Genomic DNA, 19,622 nt, shown 5'->3' on the forward strand with positions numbered 1-19,622 from the left:
CCGTCCGCCGCTAGCTTATCCCGAAGGATAAACCCGCTCGACTTGCATGTATTAGGCACGCCGCCAGCGTTCGTCCTGAGCCAGGATCAAACTCTCCATAATAGAAAAGCTTAATTGTACTCATTTGAAGCTAGCGAGATTTTGCAATCTCATTAATGGTTGATTGCTCAACCGATTTGCTTACTCACTCGTTGTTCAGTTTTCAAAGATCAATGTCTTTCGTCCGCTACCGTGTTACCGAAGCAGCGAGAAGTAATATACCATGTTTACTTTTATTGTGCAACTACTTTTTTTCGAGTTACTTTTAGTTGCTCTCGCCTGCCCTCTTGCGGCCGGATTGATAATATAGCATGGTTTCGACAAAGAATGCAATGTTTTATTTTACCATATTAAAAACTAATTTTTTAGTGTTGTTATTGTAGCCAGTTGTAGAAACCATACTTAATCCTGCACATCTCAAAGGTGAATCCTTATTATTACTTTACTGAATCAAAATGTACTGGTCTTCCGTCTGAACGATTCAGATGGAAGAAAACAATAAATCGATCTGTCATCACATCACCAGTTTGCATTTTCTTTAACATTTTTCTAGTTTTCTTTATGATGTAATCTTTATGGTCTGCTAAAAAGATAATTCCAAGCCCTGATGTCATGCTGAACTCTCCAAGGTTAACCAATCGTGTAAATAGTAAAGCATTCTTGTTTAAGCTTTTACTCAAATTAAGGTCTACAAGTTTAATAGGATTGCTCACTTCACTCAGAATATCGGAAATGAGGAGAGTTCCTTCCTCCTTGTGAATCTCCACAACTTCATAAAGAGAAACATGCGTTTCTAGCATTGCGCTTAACAGTACTTCTTCATCGGTACTTTTGGGCGAATAGCTGTCGCTGAATTCTGATAACGCACTTCTTCCATTTCGAATCTTTGCATAAACATTAAAATCATAGACCGAGTCCATTTCCATCTCCGAACTGAGTCCTACTCGACCATTGTTAAGTATGCCTAAAATAGTTGCCGCCTCTTTGTACTTAACTAAATCAACATGCCTATCCAATACTTCTGTGTGAAATCCGACTTGTGTTTGTCTGTACTTCTTATATTTTTCTATGAATTCCATGTGTGTGTCTCCTATTGTTGTATTTCATATCTCTTTTAATTAGGTTTAACCATTTCTGAACCGTTTAGCTCCTTTCACTCAACGACTGATTCAACTTTGCCTTCATATCTTCATAACGATCCAATAGAGGCAACAACTGCTTCCGAGTTAGTGAGAGTAGCGTGCATTCCGTTAGTGCTGTAATGTTCGCATTACGAGGCGCATCCTTCAGCAGCGCAATTTCTCCGAAATGATCTCCATCTTGTAGAACAGCGACTCTGATATTCTCACCTTGGGCGTTTCCTTTCGTTACTTCTACTTTGCCCCGTACAATAATGTACAATTTATGTCCCGCTTCACCTTGGCGAAACACATCTTGACCGCTCGTAATTTTCTCCGTCATCAACAAATCCTTGATCTCGTGTAGCAGATCTTCATTCATATAAGAAAAGAACGGCATCTGTCTTAAGCGCTCGACTTCAACAACAACTTCCCCGGTTTGGGATAGTTGGAAGCCTTGCTGCTTTTGCCATAGTCGGTGGTAGGCCCCTTGTCGCTCTAACAATTCTTGGTGCGTTCCGTGTTCGATTACTTGCCCCTTTTGAATAAAATAGATCAAATCCGCATGTGAAACGGTCTTCAAGCGATGCGATACGGCAACAACCGTACGGCCCTGATTGGCACGAGTGATGGTCTCATTCAATGCTATTTCTGACTCCGGATCTAAAGATGCAGCGACTTCGTCCATGAATGTGAGCTGATTCGAACGTAGTAATGCGCGCGCGATTGAAATCCGATGCCGTTGGCTGACGGACAGATTGGCACCATCATTCTCAATCCAGGTTTCGTAGCCATTGGACATTTGCATAATTGCCTCGTGAACGCCGACCGCAAGCGTCGCTTTGAAAAGCTCTTCCTCGCTCGCATCGGGATGACCCATCAGTAAATTTTCGCGTATTGTCGTATTAAATAAATAAGGTTCCTGAAAAATAACACCAGCTTGCGTAAGCAGTGAAGACAGTTGAATTTTACGGAGATCAAGGTCATCCACTTGAATGGAGCCCTTTTGCGGATCATAGAATCGCATGAGCAGTTGGAGCAACGTGCTTTTGCCTGAACCACTAGGACCCACCAAAGCCACGTAGCTGCCTACGGGAATGGATAGGTTGAGATCTTGAATAACAGGTTGCGCCTCCGTATAGCCGAAGGTCACATTGTCGAACTTAATCTCGTTGGTTAGCGAAGGATTTCGAGAAGCTTGCTCGTCCTCATCCAAGTCTGGTTTAATGTCAAGCACTTCGTTAATACGCCGTATGCCCACCTCGCCTTCAATTAGATCAGGCACGACCTCCATGAATTGGATCACAGACACTCCAACTGTATCAAATACCGAATAAAAAGCAATTAAATCCCCGATCGTCATCGTTCCTTGGAACGTAAAATAGCCCCCTAACCCAAGGATAATCACGTTAATAACGGATAAGACCATGATCGGAAGTCGCTCTAAATTGGAGTTGATGAAGCTCCGCTTCACCCCTAACCGAAACCACACTTGCAGTTGCTTCGTGAACCTATTTTTCATAGATTCTTGCAATTGAAAACCTCGAATGACCTTAAAAGCCTTCATTTCCTCATTCATATTATTTGAAAATGACTCTACAATGCCAACGTACTCCTCGTTGTAGCGCTGCGCGCGTTTGTTCAGTAGTTTTTGTGGGACGAACATAAACACTATGCCGACGAACGCAACAAGTGCCAATTTCCATTCTAGAATAAACAAAATGACTGTTCCCACTACCATGCTAAGACTGGCCAGAATAAGAGTAGAAAACGTCTGCATCATCGCATGCTCTACTGCTGGAATGTCCATGGTGAACCGCGCAACAATATCTCCGATTCGATAGCGCGAGAAGAAATGTGCAGAAAGTTTCTGCGTCTGTTCATAGAGATCTTTGCGCAGCCCGATGAGAATCGTCTCGTTTAATTTGGACATCGCATAATCGCCGCCGACACCAATCAATAAGTTCAAAACACCGCCAATGAGAAGTGCTAAGAGCAAACCAAAGAATATGGTCATATTCCGAGGGGTAATGGCATCGTCAATTAAATATTTGATACTTAATGACGTAAAGTATTCGAAGCTGAGTTCAAATAAGAGTGCAATGATGAACACGGTGAATATTTTTTTGCTATTCGCTAGATATCGTAGGACGGATCGGTATAAATAAAGCATCGAGGGTTTCAGCGCCTTTTCGTAGAGTCAGTCGATAGGATGTGAGGAATTAGTTCCTTTTACCTATAGTTTACCACATCTGATTTGTGCCCGGGAACGATTTAATTAACCTTAATAATTGAAAAAAGCCTCGTCCGTTGGACGAAGCAATTATTTCTAATACGCTGCCTGTACAATCCAGATTATTAAGCGGCTCTACAATTCCATACCGTTATACCCCATGGCACGATAACCTGCTATCCTTTTCTTGTACATACTCATGAGAATAGAAACTTGGATATCGATATAATCGTAGATCTGGACGTCTTTTTTTCCAGCATGGGATCGGTGTAATCTTCCTGCGTATTGTTGTAAACTTCCCTTCCATGAAATGGGGTGTACAAGAAATAAGGTATCTAACCTAGCATCGTCAAATCCTTCACCAATCAATTTACCTGTAGCAATAAATACCCGTTCTTCTGTATCAGGGATACTAGCAATCTTTTGCCTTATTGCTTCCCTCTGTTTCTTCCCCATACCGCCGCGTAATACAATGACATTCTTAGCAAACTTCTCAAGTCTCTTTTCAAAATATTCAACATGAGCAGTTCTCTCTGCGAGAAGGATCGGTGATCTGCCCTGATTCAAGCATTTTAATAGATCATCAAAAATAAGCTCGTTCCTATTCTCATCATCTACTAAATGTTGATAAATAGTTTGAATTGAGGGATTAACTGTCTGTGGCGGCATTTGAAAAGAAGTATATCTAGGTACAACTTTATGTTCAAAGCCTCTTGTTAGTACTTGTGATTTCGCATCAATTCGTGTTCGTATTGGACCGCATTGCATCAGTACGATCGGTTGATGTCCGTCCTGTCTGGTGGGGGTAGCTGTAAGCCCAATGACATATTTGGCCTTCGCCTTTTTTAACACTTGCTCAAAACTAAAAGCCGAAATATGGTGACACTCATCAACAATAATTTGCCCGTATTCCGATAGATAATCCTTAATATGCCCCTTATTATTCAAGCTCTGAATGACTGCAATATCTATTTTCCCTGTTCGTTTCTCCTTACCACCACCAATAACACCGATTTCTTTGATATTCACATTTAAAAAAGTGCTCAATCTTTCCTTCCACTGATCCATTAATTCCCGACGATGCACAAGAACTAGAGTATTCACTTTTCTAGAGGCGATAATAGAAGACGCGACTACCGTTTTACCAAAAGCTGTGGTAGCTGAAAGAATTCCCGTATCATGAGCTAGAATGGATCGAGCAGCTGCATCCTGTAGCACTGAAAGTTGCCCTTTAAATTGAACATCTGTATCGATTCCGACATTTCTCTCATCGGTAATCGAATACGTTACATTATTCTTCTCAAATAATTTGATTAAAGCATGAAAACAACCTCTTGGCAGAGCAATATGTCTGGCGAAATCCTCCGCACAGCCTATCACTCGAGGCTTTCCATAAGTAGATAATCGCATCGCTTGTGTTTTATAGAAATCAGGATTAGGAAAGGAAGCAAGTTGTTTAATCCGATTGATTACATTGCTTGATAATTCATTCTTTTCAATATAAATCATGTTAGAAAGAACCAACTTTATCTGGGACGGCATATCTATCCCTACTTCTTCATCGTCAAATTGAACTTGCTGAATATCCCAAGGTCTAACCTCGCTTACATCCTCCCAGTTTCCAACATTCAGAATACTCGAGTTCCTTGTTACTTCTTGTAGAATAGTCTCAACTTGAGCTAAACTAAGCTTTCTTACCCCAGCTAAGAAACTCCATTGATCCTCGTACGGCTTAAAATTTGCGTCTATAAAAACACTATTTCCTTCTTTCCGAGGACCTCCCTGCAAAGGCAAAGCAATCAGATTTCCAAATCCTCCTCGGGGGAGTGTATCTTGATTAGGAAATAATCGATCGTATGAGTCAAGTCCAAGCTCATGTCTATTCTCCATCGTCCTAGTTATTAGTGTACATCCTAACGCCCTAGCAACACTGGCTTCAACTGGTTGTTCAAAAAATATCCATATATGCCCGCCGTTACCTGAACGAGAGCGTTCAAGCGCTGCAGGAATTCTAAGATCCTCACAAGTAGTAAGTACAGCAACTACATCCTGATTGCAATCTTGTTTATCAAAATCCATAGCTAGAAACCAACAAGTCTCATTTTGTAGCATTGGATACACACCTATTGTCTGGTCAATCTTTGCATCTAAATGGCGAGATATTGTCTCATCCGTTATAGGAAGAAAAGCTCTATGCGAACAGTCTGAACATTTAATTTGAGGCTTCTTACAGATCAGAGACCACTCGTTCCCACATGCTGGAGAGTACCCTGATTTTCCTACCTTACTTTGCCATCGATTAGGATATACATCCTCGCGTCCACGAAACAGTGAACGAAATAGCGCAATTTTTTCACTAGGCGTTGAATAATTATGCACGGAGCCTGGACTAGGTGGTAAATATTTAGGAATAAGTTCCTCGCTAATTTGGCTCGGTGTAGGCTTGTAAGTAGAAACCTCAGGTGGTGATAACTCCTCGAGCTTCTGTTTCAGTAATTGATTCTCTTGCAATAAACGTTCGATCTCTTTCAGGGCAATTTCTAGTTGCTTGGCTAGATCACTCATAATTCCTCCAGCGGAAATATCTTTGTAAAGCTAGTTTAAGCATAGGAATAAACGAATAAATAACAAGAAACCGTCCAATCACATGAGCTGTGATAATAGACGGCCGATTAAGTCCATGCTACGTGACCCTTCATTTCTTCCAATAGGCATTTTCTCGCTTATGCTTAATTCCATCTATCCAAACAACGGAGTTATCTTCATCTACTTCAAATACAAGAATGACTTGATAAAGGCCTAGCCTTGCCCAATAACCTTTCAATTTGCCAAACGATATTTGTTTTGCGGTAAGAGTTGGTGTATAGGATAGTCGTTTATAGGATTCCAAATAAATTCTTTCCTTTACCTCTAATGGATAGGCTAATATTCCAGCTAACTCATTTAACGCCGTTTGGGACCAGAATACATTATAATTTTTCTCCATGCTCAGCTTCCCCCACCTTTTCACGGAGGTAATCGAGCCCTGATTGCTGATCATAAACTCGCCCAGAAATACGATCCTCGCGGCTCCGCTGAACTTGTCGAATGAAATCTTCATCTATAGATAGTGCTTCAATATCCAAATGCTGTGCAGCTTCGCGTTCTCGTTTCATATTCAAGTAGCCAATAAAGTCAAGCACTTCAATCGCATCTTGTTCAGGAATATGTTCGATTAACCTTTTTAATTCTTCACGATTCACGCTCATGGATACCCCCACCTTTCAATTACTATTACCATTATACCACAACAGCAATAACATCAAATCGCTCGCTGCTCTTACATTTACACAGTACCTGGATTAATTGATAAAGAGCTAGGTTCATGAACCTAGCTCCTCCTGCACGACCTATTGTTTAGACGCCTGCTCACCTATCCGTTCCCAATCCGCAGCCGTATAGTTCCCCATAAACCATAATGAAACACCTTGCAAATCGTAGAATTTGGCGAGCCAAATCTTCTTGGCTATGCTCTGCGAGTCTTCGTAGTACAAGACATGGCTCCCCCGATGGTCGGCGAATGTGGCTTTCGTCAAGAAATATGGCATTGTCCATGCGAGATCCACACCTGGCATCGCCAACCTTTTCTCAACATCAGCAACGGCTGGCTTAAGGGCAGTTCCAGTTACGCCAGATTGAGTAATCCACTGGTTAGCCTGTTTGGATATGCCGAGCACCAGTTTTTCCTTCGGTATCGATTGAAGCGCTGTAAGGACTGTATCGTTCACTAATGGTAACGGCGCAGATGGCAGCATGTTATCATCATGTGTAAAGTCATACGCCATTAGAATAACTGAATCGGCTAGCTTACCGATCTCTTTTAGATCATAACCTTTGTAATAATAAATTGGAGGAACGGCTACGGACAACGAAAGCGATCCTAACTGGCTTTTCAACCCCTGAAGAAATTGGGTGTAATCTGCCGCACTTGCCGCGTCTTTCAATCCTTCAAAATCAATGCTTACCCCAGTAAACGAATAGGCTGGATCTTTCAACGTACTGAGCAATGAGGCGATAAAGGTCTTCTTGGCAGCGTCATCTTTAAGGAAGTCTTTTAAATTGGCGCCATCATAGAAAACCATCAGTTCCTTCGTGATTTGGGCAGCATCCGCAGCGGCAATGACCTCTTCATAACCTTCCGGCACGCGATTCACCGTTGAGCTAATGTTCAATGAAGCTGTTCCAGCAGCGCTGTATGACAAGTTAGACCAACCCATAATGACATGGGAAAGCTTGTTCATCTGCTGAATTGCAGGGTAAGATACCAGGGCATAATAACCTGTGAAATCGATCTTCCGCTCGGCAATTCGCTTATCAATTAAGCGATAGATTACGGCTGCGGCCTGTTTGCGAATCAAAGACTCTTTCGGGTTAAATCCTGTTAGATCCCCCTCCATGATGCCACGACGCGCTGCGTAGTAGACATAAGGTTTCATAGCTTCATGTATACTCGAATCATCTTTAAAGCCTCTACTACTCTGTTCCTTCTTCCATTCAGTAGTTAGCCATTGTTGACGGTCAGCCTCACTTTCAGACTCCAACAGAAATTTTCCTACGAGCATAGCAACTTCTTCTCTCGTAATTGTCTGCGTAGGATGAAGGAAACCTTCCTGATCTAGTAAACTATCAAGCCATTTCCGTTCGAAGACAGCAGCAATATAAGGCGCCGACCAGCGGTCCTTCGTTACGTCTGCGGGGATGCTTCCCACGGTGGCTTTACTCTCTATTTTACCTGCCATAACGAGCAACTTAATGAAAGCCTCTCTAGACAGATCATCATTAGGACGATAAGTTTGGTCATCGTAACCATTAATAATACCTAATGCGGATAATGTGTAAATCGGATCCTTGGCATAGTCTTGTTCCTCATCCTTGAAAGGCTGAAGTTGTACATCGTAAGCAAACGCGGTATTGGCAAACAAAAGAACAAACAACGCGCCGAATAAGATTGTCTTTTTCCACATAAACGTCTTCTTTCCTCTCCTCTATATCTGCGATTGCTAGAATGAATACTCATAGCAACATAGTAATAGACGCTTTGGGTTGGTGTTTAGTTACGTTAATAGGAAAAAACCGTCCTATCACATGTAGTGTGATTGTGGACGGCAGGGTTATGGTATGTTCCTTAGAACTCAATCTTCATCCTCATCTTCATCATCAAATCCGCCGACGTACGTGTAATAAGCATCCGCTAGTCCCTCTTGAAATCCCCAACCTACATTCCCGGCTCTTTGCATAATGAATATCAATTTCTCACGGAACATACGATGCAGCGCACCGGTATCATCTGTCGCAATTTTTTGAACAGCCGAATGATACATGGACACCATACTATTATAAAAAGACTCGTACATATCCCCGTAATCATTGGTCATCTGTACACCTAACTCGACGTAGTAAATCATTAACTCAATCGTTCTAACTTGATTATTGGTGAGCTTACTGAATTCAGAAATTGCCTTCCTGGCATCTGCAAATTTCAGTTTGGGCTCACCGCGGTCAGGATAAAATTGAATTAATATCTTCTTTTCTGCCGCTTCAAATAGTTGATTTTCTGTATGTTCAGGATCTAGCATCATGTGAATATATTTTTTGACATCTTCACTAGATTTGTAGCAATCTACAATAATAGATACTAGCTCTTCCGGTTTGTACGTTTTGAGTTGTTTCTTAAGCTCTGGCAGTGAAATCTTGGACATGTTGATCTCTTTCCTTCCTTTTAAAGATCTTTGTCCACTATTATATCAGAAAGTGATTTCAAAATAAGCTACTTCTTCTCCGCTAACGAGTTAGCCTCCTGAACGTAAAGCACATGATTAAATAACAGTGAAAGTAACTTTCGCATGGATTTGATACCAGCTTTGTTCATTATATTAGCAAGATGAATCTTGACCGTTTTTTCGCTGATTCTGCAGCGTTCGGCAATTTCGTGATTAGAGAAACCATAGATTGCGACCATCAGGAAAATTTCCGACTCTCGTTTCGTGATTTGATACCTGCTGGAAAATACGTCCATGGAATTACCTGTTTCCTGAATTAGGAATGCATTCATACGCTCGTAATCCATGGTGCCTGATGCATGCATGTCCCCATTTTGCCGATGAAGCAAGTCTTCGTTCAAGTCGTACTCCCCTCCTACTCAGGGTTACGTTCCAAAAGTGATTTCAGGGGCAAATATAAACTCAAAATGAGAAGAATGCCTCCTAGTAAGTTCCATAAAACCATCAACATGTGGACATACCTCCCTTGGAATCTCTAAATTCCTCTATCTATATTATAGATGATACTAAAGACCTATCCTAGATGAAGAAATTCACTAGATATGCAACCTTTTCGACGCTTTCTGCGTTCTAGGTATGACTTAAGTCATGTTTATGCTAAAATGAATGGTAAATAATGCTTTGTATTTGAGGGTAACGATATGGATATACATTTAAATAAAAACATGACACTCACTTTGAATATCATTGTGATCGGCGCAACACTCTCCCTATTGTTCCATACGAGTAAATTCTCAGTAGGACTACTGCTGCTAGCATGTACGTATGTTGCTAGTGTCCTTACGCGGGATTACATCCTGAAGATTGCTCTGCATAGTAAGAGAGGTTTCCAGTTTTTATACGCTCAACTTGCCTTGGCGCTTGTTATCTGTGTTTGGTCAGAAAGTTATTTCTCACAAATTTACCTCTTAATTCTCATTGGCGAATTTACCTTTCATCATGGTAGAAAGCATGCGATTATCTTTACAATCGTCACTTATGGTTGTGTTTTACTAGGCGTCATGATCTATCGTCAGTTCCCACCCTTTGAGGACATCTATTTACTCATTCCTAGAGTGATTGATTTCTTCGCTATTTACGGCATGAGCTTGCTTGCTAGAATCGCGTTTCAACAAAAAAATCAGTTGGCTATCGACAATGAACATCTGCGAGTTGCCTCTATCGCGCTGGAACAGAAAGCCAAATTACAAGAACGCACGCGAATTTCCCGTGACATTCATGATTCCGTTGGACATACGCTGACATCCGCGTTAACCGGGTTACAAACTGCCTCACATGCGTTAGAGAAAGGCCATTATCCCATTGCTCAAGAGATGGTTGATAGAACGAAAGAAAGTATTCTCAGAGGGTTACATGATGTACGAAGCTCAGTCCATGTGTTGCGAGAAAGCTCTCCCGATCACTGCTTCATACCTGATCTTATTAAGCTGATCGATGATACCAAAAAGCAAACGAACGTGGAAATCGCCTATACGATTGACACCATGACGCCTGATTTGACACCCATTATTGAGATTACGATTTACCGTGCACTACAAGAAGGTTTGACTAATGGCATTCGCCATGGCCTAAGTACCTATTTCCACCTCTCATTAACGTATCACGAGGAAGTCCTGCGCTTCGTTCTATCTAATAATGGACATTCACCGAACCATATTGTTTATGGCTACGGACTCCAAGCGATGAAAGAGCGAGTGGAAGATGTTGGAGGAACGTTAACCATACGTAACAAAGGTGCATTTGGCGGAGTAACGCTAGATATAGCCATACCCTTCAGTCGAAAATGATCGGAAGGAGTGATCGTATTGTCGCAAACAACCATTCTTATCGCAGACGACCAACCCCTCATCCGCGACGGATTAGCAGCTATTCTAGGTATGGAAGAAGGATATAAAGTCGTAGCTACAACGGGGGATGGTATAGCCACTATTGAACAAGTACAGTTGCATCGTCCTCAGCTCGTTATGATGGATATCCATATGCCCAAGCTTGATGGCTTAGAAGTTACTAAGCGAATCAAAGCCGAATTCCCTGAGATCAAAGTACTTATTTTGACCTCATTCGAGGATGAAGCCTACATCTGGGAAGCGATACGTCACGGTGCCAGCGGATATTTAGTGAAAGGCGTCGAGACGAAGAAAATACTCTCAACCATTCAGGTATGCCTAGATGGCGGCATTACATACCCCCTAAGTATTCAGCCACGACTAGTCCAAGCATTGCGTTCCTCCGAAGAGCACGAAGAACGAGTACTAGAGGAAAACATACAGCCCATGGAAACGGAACTGTTTAATGACAAGCTGTCTGGCTTATCTGCTCAGGAACGGAACATTCTGCGGAATTTGAAGCAAGGGAAGTCGAATCAAGCCATCGCTTCTGACATGTTTCTGACCACGGGGACTGTGAAGAATTACTTAAGTGTTATTTATAAAAAGCTGAATGTCTCTGGACGTTCGGAAACGATTGCTTATTTGCATGAGAATGATCTCTAGGGATCGCGGAAGGGTATAGAATAAAAAGGAGTAAGCGTCCCGTTTCATGGAACCTTACTCCTTTTTGTTGTCTTACCTTATAGCGTCATCGCTTGTCCGTATCGAGCTAGGAATGCTTCCTTTTCTTTATAATCCGGCATGATACCGCCTACTCGTCGCCAAAAGGAGCGATCATGATTCATATGTAGAAGATGGCATAGTTCATGAACAATAACATAGTCAATGACTTCAACTGGCGCCATGGCTAGGCGATAATTGAACGTTAACTTTTTATCCGAGCTGCAACTCCCCCACTTCGTTCTCGACTCATCGATCTCGATAGACTTGGGTTTAACTTTGAGTTGGGCTTGATACGTTTTGATTCGCTCCCCTATGACTTTCTTACAGCTAGCAAAATAAAACTTCTTCAAGTTGATTCTCAGCTCGTCTTCCGTGAGACCACTCGTTTCGATGAGCTCGTGCAGGAAATAATATTTCCCAAGATGCAGGAACTTCCCTTCGTCTTCGTATTCCTTGACTTTGGGGATAGGTTGCCGAGCTTTGGTAATGGCCTCTAACTTGTCTAGGATAGGTTTGCTGTGTTGCTGAACAGCTTGGATGATTTGCTCCCGACTAGTGCCGTTCGGCGCTTTGACCGTGATGAAACCTGTATCATCGATGTGGATGTGAAGTTTACTGCGGATCGCATATTGAACATTGACGTCTATGGTTGTGTTGTTGAGTTCGATTTTCATGATGATTTATCTTTATTACGAATAAATTCCATGATGTGATCAACCGTTATCTGCTGCTGTTGCTCACTTGAGATCGTTGCTGTGCCATCGCCTTTTTGAGCGCCATAATTTCCAAATTGCCCATGATTGCCACCCTCAATCACGAACACATTCTCTTTGTAGGTGATCTTCGATTTGTCCAAGACACGATCAAGCGAGCCATAGACAGTTAGCGCATTGCTCGGCGGAATGTCACCGTAAATATAAGCACCAAGTAACACAAGTCCCTTGATCTTATCGGGATGCTTTGAAGCATAATCGCTTGCCATAGCTCCGCCTAGAGAATGTCCACCGATGTACCAGTTTTGGATGGCAGGAAGCTTGCCAAACACCTTATCTGCGGCACTGCTATTAAAGAACGCAAGGTTAAATGGCATATCAACCAGCACACAGGTTATCCCGTTCTGACGTAACTTCTCCAGCATGGGGAGATAAGCCGTATGCTCAACTTTGCCGCCAGGATAGAAAATGAACCCCGCCTTACTAGGCGTTGAAGGCGTAAAAATGGTGAGTTTGCCATCTGTTGTGATCATCTTTTCATTGGCCAAAACGTCTTTGGCCACGCCAACGGCATGATAATAATTAGAGACATAAATTAGAAATGCTGCCGCGAGTATAACGATAAGCGAAAGAAGTGAAATAAGCGTTGTCTTGACCCATTTTTTCATGTGCTGGCCTCCGTAAGTGTATGTATATCCTATTGCGTATTGATGCTATCTTACATGGTTATGTGCCATTCTACAAATGAACTCAGTCCCCCTTCTACACAATAAAGCCTCAGAGCATTATCTCTGAGGCCATCTGTATTGTTTATTTACTTCTTAGCGCATCCCTCTACCGCCACCGGCCCCGCCTCGACCTCCACCACCACCTCGTGATGGGGTGATTTCAGTAATTTTTTCTCCATTGACGGTAACGTTACCTCCATTTAATTGAGCTGTTCCATCCGCATCAAAAGCGGAACCCCCTTCTACATTGATCGTTCCTCCATTGATATATAGATTACCATTCGAATCAAATGCATCCGTATCACCGCTAGCCATTTTCACATTGATGGTACCGCCATTGACTTCAATCACCACATCAGAGTTGACTTTGGCTGAGGCATTGATGCCATCATCATTCGCATACAGAGTAATCTGACCATCATTAATTTTAATAGCATTGGCTTCGATGCCCTCTTCACTGCTCTCAATGTTAATGATGCCGCCATCAATTTGAACAAAACTGTTGCCATGAATGGCATCGTCCGCAGCGTTAATCTTCAATGTACCTCCCTCAATATAGATATAGCCGCGGGTAGCATCTTCATCGTTCTCACTATGCAGCGCATCCTTGCCAGAATCTATGGTAATCGTTCCGTCATTGATAAGAATCGCATCATTAGCCTCTATCGCATCTGCCGATGACTGAATGGTATACACGCCTCCAGTAATTTTGAGATCATCCTTGGAAGAAATGCCATTACCCGCTTTGGATACAATGTCTAAGCTACCAGTCCCATTCAGCGTCAGATCCGCCCTGGAGAAAATAACTGCATCCAAATTGGTATCTCCATCCGCTACATAGCTTCCTGAAACCTCCATATGGTTCTTACTACTCGTAGAAGTAACGAATACTTTATCCGCTGCTTTCACATAAATCGCTGGTGCATCTTCATTCGATATGCTGACACCATCCAGGACGATTTGAACTTTGGCATCCTCCGGAGCAGCAACCACCACCGTCACATTGTCTACCTCTCCACTCAGAACATAAATACCTTCCTTACTCAACGTCACATCTTGATTACTTACCAATTTCATGGACGTGGCCGCTGCAAGATCCGCCGATTGTTTTAAATCCCGATCGCTGAATAGGTCCGATTTGTTGGGAACGGAAGTTGCCGCGGTTGCTGTAGATTTTGGCGTCGTGCTTGACAAGCTGGTCGGAGTTGCTGTTGCTGTTTGTGTGGTTGTGGTTGTCGTCGCACTTGCCTCCTCATTGCCACTTGGCGTATTAGAGCAACCCACAGCAGCTACGCTAAGTAATGCGGCCAATGTGATAACACCTAGACTGCTCAGTTTCTTTTTTTTCATAAGTAAACACTCCTCGTATATGAAATAGTCATGGGCTGATTATGATTCAAAAGCATGATCCCTTCCTGATATGTCTACATCATAAGGCAGTTAACTTAAATCAAACTTAAATGACAAAAAAATCCCTACATCACACCTCACGGTGATGTAGGGATTGGTTTCAATTTAAAAGTTAAGGAATTGTCCGCGGCTGCTCTCGTTGATTAAATATTTGATAATGCGTTTCACAACATAATTGGCAGCTTCATCGATTGAGTTCCTGCTTAGATCAATTTCGATTTCGGAATTGCCAGTTGCCTCGTTAGCGCTCGAGTTGCCCGCAGGCGATGCCTTTACGGAAACTAGAATAAATTCGTTGCCAATGATGTCGCGCGCAATTGCTTGGTCACTACCATTCAGGGAAACATTCGATACCAAGGCAATAAGTCCAGCATCGTTCATCAATTTGGCAACTTCTGCTACACGCTGCAGCGATTCACCATGGCCATTCCCAAGTAACATAGTATGGTGACCTGTCGATACCAGGCGCTTCTCAACTTCCTTCGCGAGCGTCGCGTGATCCGAACCCTCACTTGTAAACCAAAGGGTCAACGGATTTTGACCTTTTTGCTGAGCACGCACATCTCTGGTGATTTCCGAATCTAACTGCGCAGCCTTGTCAGAGCTTTGAAGAATTTGCTCAATGACGCCACAAGCAGAGGTCATATTCGTGACGCGATCGATCAGAATAAATCCGCCAATGCTTTTGTTTTCTTCGAAAGAATCAATCACGATGTTATCGGATAAAGAAAACTCACATGTGGCCAACTCATTTTTGACAATATGATCGGTCGGCACTGTCTTACCTGTATTAATTTCGATTTTATGCGTAATGGACGTTACAGTACCAGGTAGGATTTTCGTCCCTACTTTGACCAGATAGTTCTTGCCTGGCGTCAGCACGGAATCGTCCATCCATAGGATTGTAGCGCTGAAACTGCTCGCCTCTTGAAGTTGACTATCCTTGGTGAATACACACCCCCGCGAAACGTCCACTTCCCGATCCAATTGGATCGTGACAGGCTGTCCTGCATACGCATAATCACGATCTTGGTCTCCTACGAGAATCCGTTTGACTTTCGCCTTCTCATGACTAGGCAACGTAGTCAGCTCTTCGCCAACCGCGATACGCCCTGCCTCGACTTGGCCCTGGAATCCACGGAATGTATGATCCGGACGGCATACACGCTGAATCGGCATCATAAATTGCTTCGCATTGTCGTTCTGATGAACGTCCACATTTTCCAAATATGGCAGTAACGCAAGGCCTTCGTACCAAGGGGTATTCGGCGATTTCTTCGTAATGTTATCCCCTTCTGTGGCGGAAACAGGAATGACCTGAATGCTTTCAAAGTGGAACTCAGCCGTCAACTGCAAGAATTCTTGCTTGATGGCATCGAAAATTTTCGGATCAAACCCGACTAAATCCATTTTATTCACAGCTAAAACAAGATGTTTAATACCCATAAGTGCACAAATCCGAGTATGGCGCTTGGTTTGGGTAATAACCCCTTTCTTCGCATCCACAAGGATGATAGCCAGATCCGCAAACGATGCGCCAACAGCCATGTTACGGGTGTATTCTTCGTGTCCTGGCGTGTCCGCTACGATGAACGAACGGTGATCGGTCGTAAAATACCGATAAGCTACATCAATCGTAATCCCTTGCTCACGCTCTGCCAACAACCCGTCGAGGAGTAAGGAATAGTCAATTTTGCCGCCGCGGCTGCCAAGTCTGCTGTCTAGTTCTAGCGCTCTTTCCTGGTCGGCAAACAACAGTTTGGCCTCATAAAGCATATGTCCAATCAAGGTGGATTTGCCATCGTCCACACTTCCGCAAGTGATAAATTTAAGCAGACTTTTCATTTTAGAAATAACCCTCCCGTTTACGTCTTTCCATACTTCCAGCCGCTTCTTGGTCAATTACCCGCGTTGTCCGTTCGGATGAGACCGCACCTAGAGTTTCTTCAATAATGGCATCAAGTGTATCTGCCTCAGACTCGGCGCCGCCAGTAAGCGGATAGCAGCCTAATGTACGGAAGCGCATCTTCTTCATCTCAATTTTCTCATGTGGCTCCAGCTTCATGCGATCATCGTCCACCAAGATCAGATGTCCATCGCGTTCGATAACAGGTCTTTCTTGAGCAAAATAAAGAGGTACAATATCAATATTTTCTCTGTGAATGTATTGCCAAATGTCCTTCTCCGTCCAGTTGGAAATCGGGAATACGCGGATGCTCTCACCTTTATTAATTCTTGTGTTAAAAAGCTTCCACATTTCCGGACGTTGGTTCTTCGGATCCCAGGCATGATTCTTATTACGGAAAGAGAAAATCCGCTCCTTCGCACGCGACTTCTCCTCATCACGTCTTCCACCACCGAAAGCAGCTGTAAATCCGTATTTGTCCAAACCTTGCTTCAAGGCTTGGGTTTTCATAACATCCGTATACGCGGAACCATGATCAAAAGGATTGATCCCTTGTTCAATACCTTCCTGATTGGAGTGAACGATCATGTTAATTCCGAATTCTTTGGCTTTGCGATCGCGGAAGTCGATCATTTCTTTAAACTTCCACGTCGTATCAATATGCATGAACGAAAATGGCGGCTTTTCCGGATAGAAAGCTTTCAGCGCCAAATGCAGCATGACAGAACTATCCTTCCCGATCGAATACAGCATTACGGGATTCTCACATTCCGCCGCTACTTCTCGAATAATATAAATCGCTTCAGCCTCGAGTTGATCTAGATGCGTCATTTCATCTATAGAATCAAGCATCATTTTTTCCATGGAAAGGTGCCTCCTTTTAATTCTTACTAAATCTATCGCCTTTCTTTATATCCTAACAGATAATGGCTTTCGTGCAAAGTGGAAGAAAGTAAAAAACTTTAATTTTTCTGAGGTTTGGTCGAAAATTGTCGTAATTCTCGAAGATCGCCATTTGGTTTAGCACAATACTAACTGTATGCAATTAAAGCCCACTTTGTCACGCTAAGGATGGGGTGCAGCTAGCCTGAAAATACGAGCACTTGTTCATTTTATCCATGGGCGGATTAAATATTCTGTTCATAATGAATGAAAGTTGTTACCTCCGTCACCCAATATCATTCCCTTCCGATTCCCGCCATAACTAAAAATCCTCGGTTGGGTCACAACCGAGGACTTATTCCAATTGCAGATATTGTATAAGTTTATACTAGATAAGTTCCGATTTCTGAAGAAGCCGCTGTGTCATGACAGCTACCTCAGCTCTCGTGATATAGGCTTTCGGCGCAAGTAATTGCTCTGTGCGACCTGTAACAATGCCAGATGCTAAACAATCCATCAAACCGGATATAGCCCATTTAGAGACATCTTCGCCGTCCTGATAAGACAAATTCAATTGATCCAAAGAAAGTGCCGCAAGTTTATTTTTCAATGCTGTAATCCCCATTGCCTTAGCGATAATTACTGCTGCTTGCTCACGTGTAATTTTGTCTGTAGGACGGAAAGTACCATCTTCAAAACCATTGATTAGCCCATAGTTATACGCTGTCTGGATGACTTCGTTGTACCAGTTCGCAGCTTTCACATCCGAGAACGGCGCACTTCCCAAATCCAACTTCAAACCCAGTGCCCGAACAATTACTGCTGCAAACTCTGCCCGCGTAATATCCTGATCGGGAGCAAATGAATTATCATTAACTCCATTAATGACCATTCTGGAACCCATCTCATTCACGCTATTCTTGGCCCAATGCTGTTCCATGTCGTCAAATATGATTGGGTGCCATACGATTGAATACGCACTGTTGGTTAGACTGCTGACTTGAGCATAGTATTTACCATCAATCACAATCACTTTGGTCGGCACATGTCTTACTGTGCCATCCGGCTCCACGACGATCCCTGTTGTTATTTTGAAAGGATCCACGTCTTCAGGAAGTGCAATAGTTCGTTCTACGTATGCATTAAACTGAGTTATTTCAATCGTTTGATCCCCGTAAACTGCTTTAATAGTAAACTCTATCGGCGGCACAAGAAGTGTAAACTCGCCTTGATCGGCAGCCTTCACTACCGTACCAACCATATCTTCGATTGGCTCCGCAACCGTAATTTGAAGTTGGAGATCTTGGAGATTGACGGGCTGCCCCAATTTGGAAATAATTCCATCAAGTTGGAGCTGTTGAACAGGCACTGTATAGGTAGCACGTTCAGTGGACATTTCTATTGTTGCCTGGCTTTGCTCCATTTTTTTAATAATTTCCCCACTTAACTGCCCGACCACAACATCAGATCTGGAAGAAACGGGAATCGTAATCTTCGCATTCTGTCCTTCTTGAGCGATCTTTTCTTCAATGATTTTCTCGTTTACAGATATCGTTGTAACGGTTTGATCGTTAATTATTGTGATTTTGGCCACGCCTGCATTTTGAGCCTTGCCGTTGACTAGCACAACGACGTCCTTGTTGCTGGAATTGGCAGACGTAGATGTAGGCGCAGACGACGTATAATCCCCATCGAAATTAGCTGTTACGTTCAAATGTCCTTGTATGTACAAGTCCGTGCGCGCCGCTGTGGTCTTGCCATCGCTCCAACCGATGAAATGGTAACCTCCATACGCAGCGGCCGTTACAGTTGTCCCATCGAAACCATGTTGAACTGTCTGCGAAAGGGTTCCTGTCAGCTTGCCGTTCGCACCTGCTGTATAGGTCAACGTGTATTCATTAATCGCAAATTTTGCTGACACGGTTACATCCGTGAGTACATTGGCATCTGTACGCGTTGCCGTCGTCACACCGTCGCTCCAGTTCACAAAGTGATAGCCCGTATTCGGCACTGCGGTGACTGCCGTTCCATCTGCTCCACGATCGATCGTCTGCGATGCGGTGCCTGTCAATGTGCCGTTCGCGCCTGCTGTGTAGGTCAAGGCATACGTATCAATCGCAAAAGTAGCTGTCACGTTCAGTCCACCCTGCACATTCGTATCCATGCGAGTTGCCGTTGTTACATGGTCACTCCATTTGACAAAATGGTAGCCCGTTGCCGGA

16 protein-coding genes and 1 rRNA gene are annotated in these 19,622 nt (G+C 43.1%); 2 read left to right on the forward strand and 15 right to left on the reverse strand.

Going from position 1 to position 19,622, the window contains the following annotated elements; all coding sequences use genetic code 11:
- From AC58PV_RS35060 to AC58PV_RS35100, 9 genes are all read right to left on the reverse strand, one after another.
- Positions 1–102, reverse strand: a 16S ribosomal RNA gene (locus tag AC58PV_RS35060); the annotation flags it as partial.
- A 374-nt stretch (positions 103–476) separates the two neighbouring features.
- Positions 477–1,118: a DUF7986 domain-containing protein gene (locus tag AC58PV_RS35065; protein WP_497437660.1), complete on the reverse strand. Its 642-nt coding sequence runs from the start codon at positions 1,116–1,118 to the stop codon at positions 477–479.
- A gap of 64 nt (positions 1,119–1,182) precedes the next feature.
- Positions 1,183–3,330 carry an ABC transporter transmembrane domain-containing protein gene (locus tag AC58PV_RS35070; RefSeq protein WP_497437662.1) on the reverse strand — a complete coding sequence of 716 codons (2,148 nt, stop codon included), beginning with the start codon at positions 3,328–3,330 and terminating at the stop codon, positions 1,183–1,185.
- Between the two features lie 195 nt (positions 3,331–3,525).
- Positions 3,526–5,955: a TOTE conflict system archaeo-eukaryotic primase domain-containing protein gene (locus AC58PV_RS35075; RefSeq protein ID WP_497437663.1), complete on the reverse strand. Its 2,430-nt coding sequence runs from the start codon at positions 5,953–5,955 to the stop codon at positions 3,526–3,528.
- A 130-nt stretch (positions 5,956–6,085) separates the two neighbouring features.
- On the reverse strand, positions 6,086–6,376 hold the full coding sequence (locus AC58PV_RS35080; protein WP_497437664.1) for a type II toxin-antitoxin system RelE family toxin: 291 nt from the start codon (positions 6,374–6,376) through the stop codon (positions 6,086–6,088).
- A complete protein-coding gene (locus AC58PV_RS35085; RefSeq protein WP_497437665.1) occupies positions 6,360–6,638 on the reverse strand; it encodes a hypothetical protein in 279 nt (92 codons plus the stop codon). The genes AC58PV_RS35080 and AC58PV_RS35085 overlap by 17 nt, the downstream gene beginning before the upstream one ends.
- Before the next feature lie 141 nt (positions 6,639–6,779).
- The gene (locus AC58PV_RS35090; RefSeq protein ID WP_497437667.1) at positions 6,780–8,393 is read right to left on the reverse strand and encodes a glycosyl hydrolase family 18 protein; all 1,614 of its coding nucleotides are present in this window, start codon (positions 8,391–8,393) and stop codon (positions 6,780–6,782) included.
- 168 nt (positions 8,394–8,561) lie between these two features.
- A complete protein-coding gene (locus AC58PV_RS35095) occupies positions 8,562–9,128 on the reverse strand; it encodes a DUF6155 family protein (protein WP_497437668.1) in 567 nt (188 codons plus the stop codon).
- Between the two features lie 68 nt (positions 9,129–9,196).
- Complete coding sequence (locus AC58PV_RS35100) at positions 9,197–9,550, reverse strand: helix-turn-helix domain-containing protein (protein ID WP_497437669.1); 354 nt, start codon at positions 9,548–9,550, stop codon at positions 9,197–9,199.
- Positions 9,551–9,850: 300 nt separating this feature from the next.
- On the opposite strand from AC58PV_RS35100, the gene AC58PV_RS35105 reads away from it, so the two are divergent.
- Together AC58PV_RS35105 and AC58PV_RS35110 are read left to right on the forward strand one after the other, a co-directional pair.
- Positions 9,851–10,996 (forward strand): sensor histidine kinase, encoded by a 1,146-nt coding sequence (locus AC58PV_RS35105; RefSeq protein ID WP_497437671.1) that lies wholly within the window; start codon positions 9,851–9,853, stop codon positions 10,994–10,996.
- Between the two features lie 18 nt (positions 10,997–11,014).
- The gene (locus tag AC58PV_RS35110; RefSeq protein WP_497437672.1) at positions 11,015–11,701 is read left to right on the forward strand and encodes a response regulator; all 687 of its coding nucleotides are present in this window, start codon (positions 11,015–11,017) and stop codon (positions 11,699–11,701) included.
- A gap of 77 nt (positions 11,702–11,778) precedes the next feature.
- Here the strand turns inward: AC58PV_RS35110 and AC58PV_RS35115 are convergent, their stop codons facing one another.
- The 6 genes from AC58PV_RS35115 to AC58PV_RS35140 all read right to left on the reverse strand — a co-directional run.
- Complete coding sequence (locus AC58PV_RS35115; protein ID WP_497437673.1) at positions 11,779–12,435, reverse strand: M48 family metallopeptidase; 657 nt, start codon at positions 12,433–12,435, stop codon at positions 11,779–11,781.
- Positions 12,432–13,142 (reverse strand): alpha/beta fold hydrolase, encoded by a 711-nt coding sequence (locus AC58PV_RS35120; RefSeq protein WP_497437674.1) that lies wholly within the window; start codon positions 13,140–13,142, stop codon positions 12,432–12,434. Before AC58PV_RS35120 ends, AC58PV_RS35115 begins: the two co-directional genes overlap by 4 nt.
- Before the next feature lie 153 nt (positions 13,143–13,295).
- Positions 13,296–14,552 carry a carbohydrate-binding domain-containing protein gene (locus tag AC58PV_RS35125; protein WP_497437676.1) on the reverse strand — a complete coding sequence of 419 codons (1,257 nt, stop codon included), beginning with the start codon at positions 14,550–14,552 and terminating at the stop codon, positions 13,296–13,298.
- A gap of 165 nt (positions 14,553–14,717) precedes the next feature.
- Complete coding sequence (locus AC58PV_RS35130) at positions 14,718–16,457, reverse strand: GTP-binding protein (protein WP_497437677.1); 1,740 nt, start codon at positions 16,455–16,457, stop codon at positions 14,718–14,720.
- A gap of 1 nt (position 16,458) precedes the next feature.
- On the reverse strand, positions 16,459–17,382 hold the full coding sequence (cysD, locus tag AC58PV_RS35135; protein ID WP_497437678.1) for a sulfate adenylyltransferase subunit CysD: 924 nt from the start codon (positions 17,380–17,382) through the stop codon (positions 16,459–16,461).
- Between the two features lie 406 nt (positions 17,383–17,788).
- Positions 17,789–19,622, reverse strand: a 1,834-nt coding sequence (locus AC58PV_RS35140) for an S-layer homology domain-containing protein (RefSeq protein WP_497437679.1), incomplete at its 5' end; no start/stop codon positions are given.

The sequence above is a fragment of the Paenibacillus sp. J22FR83 genome (genome assembly GCF_059691955.1).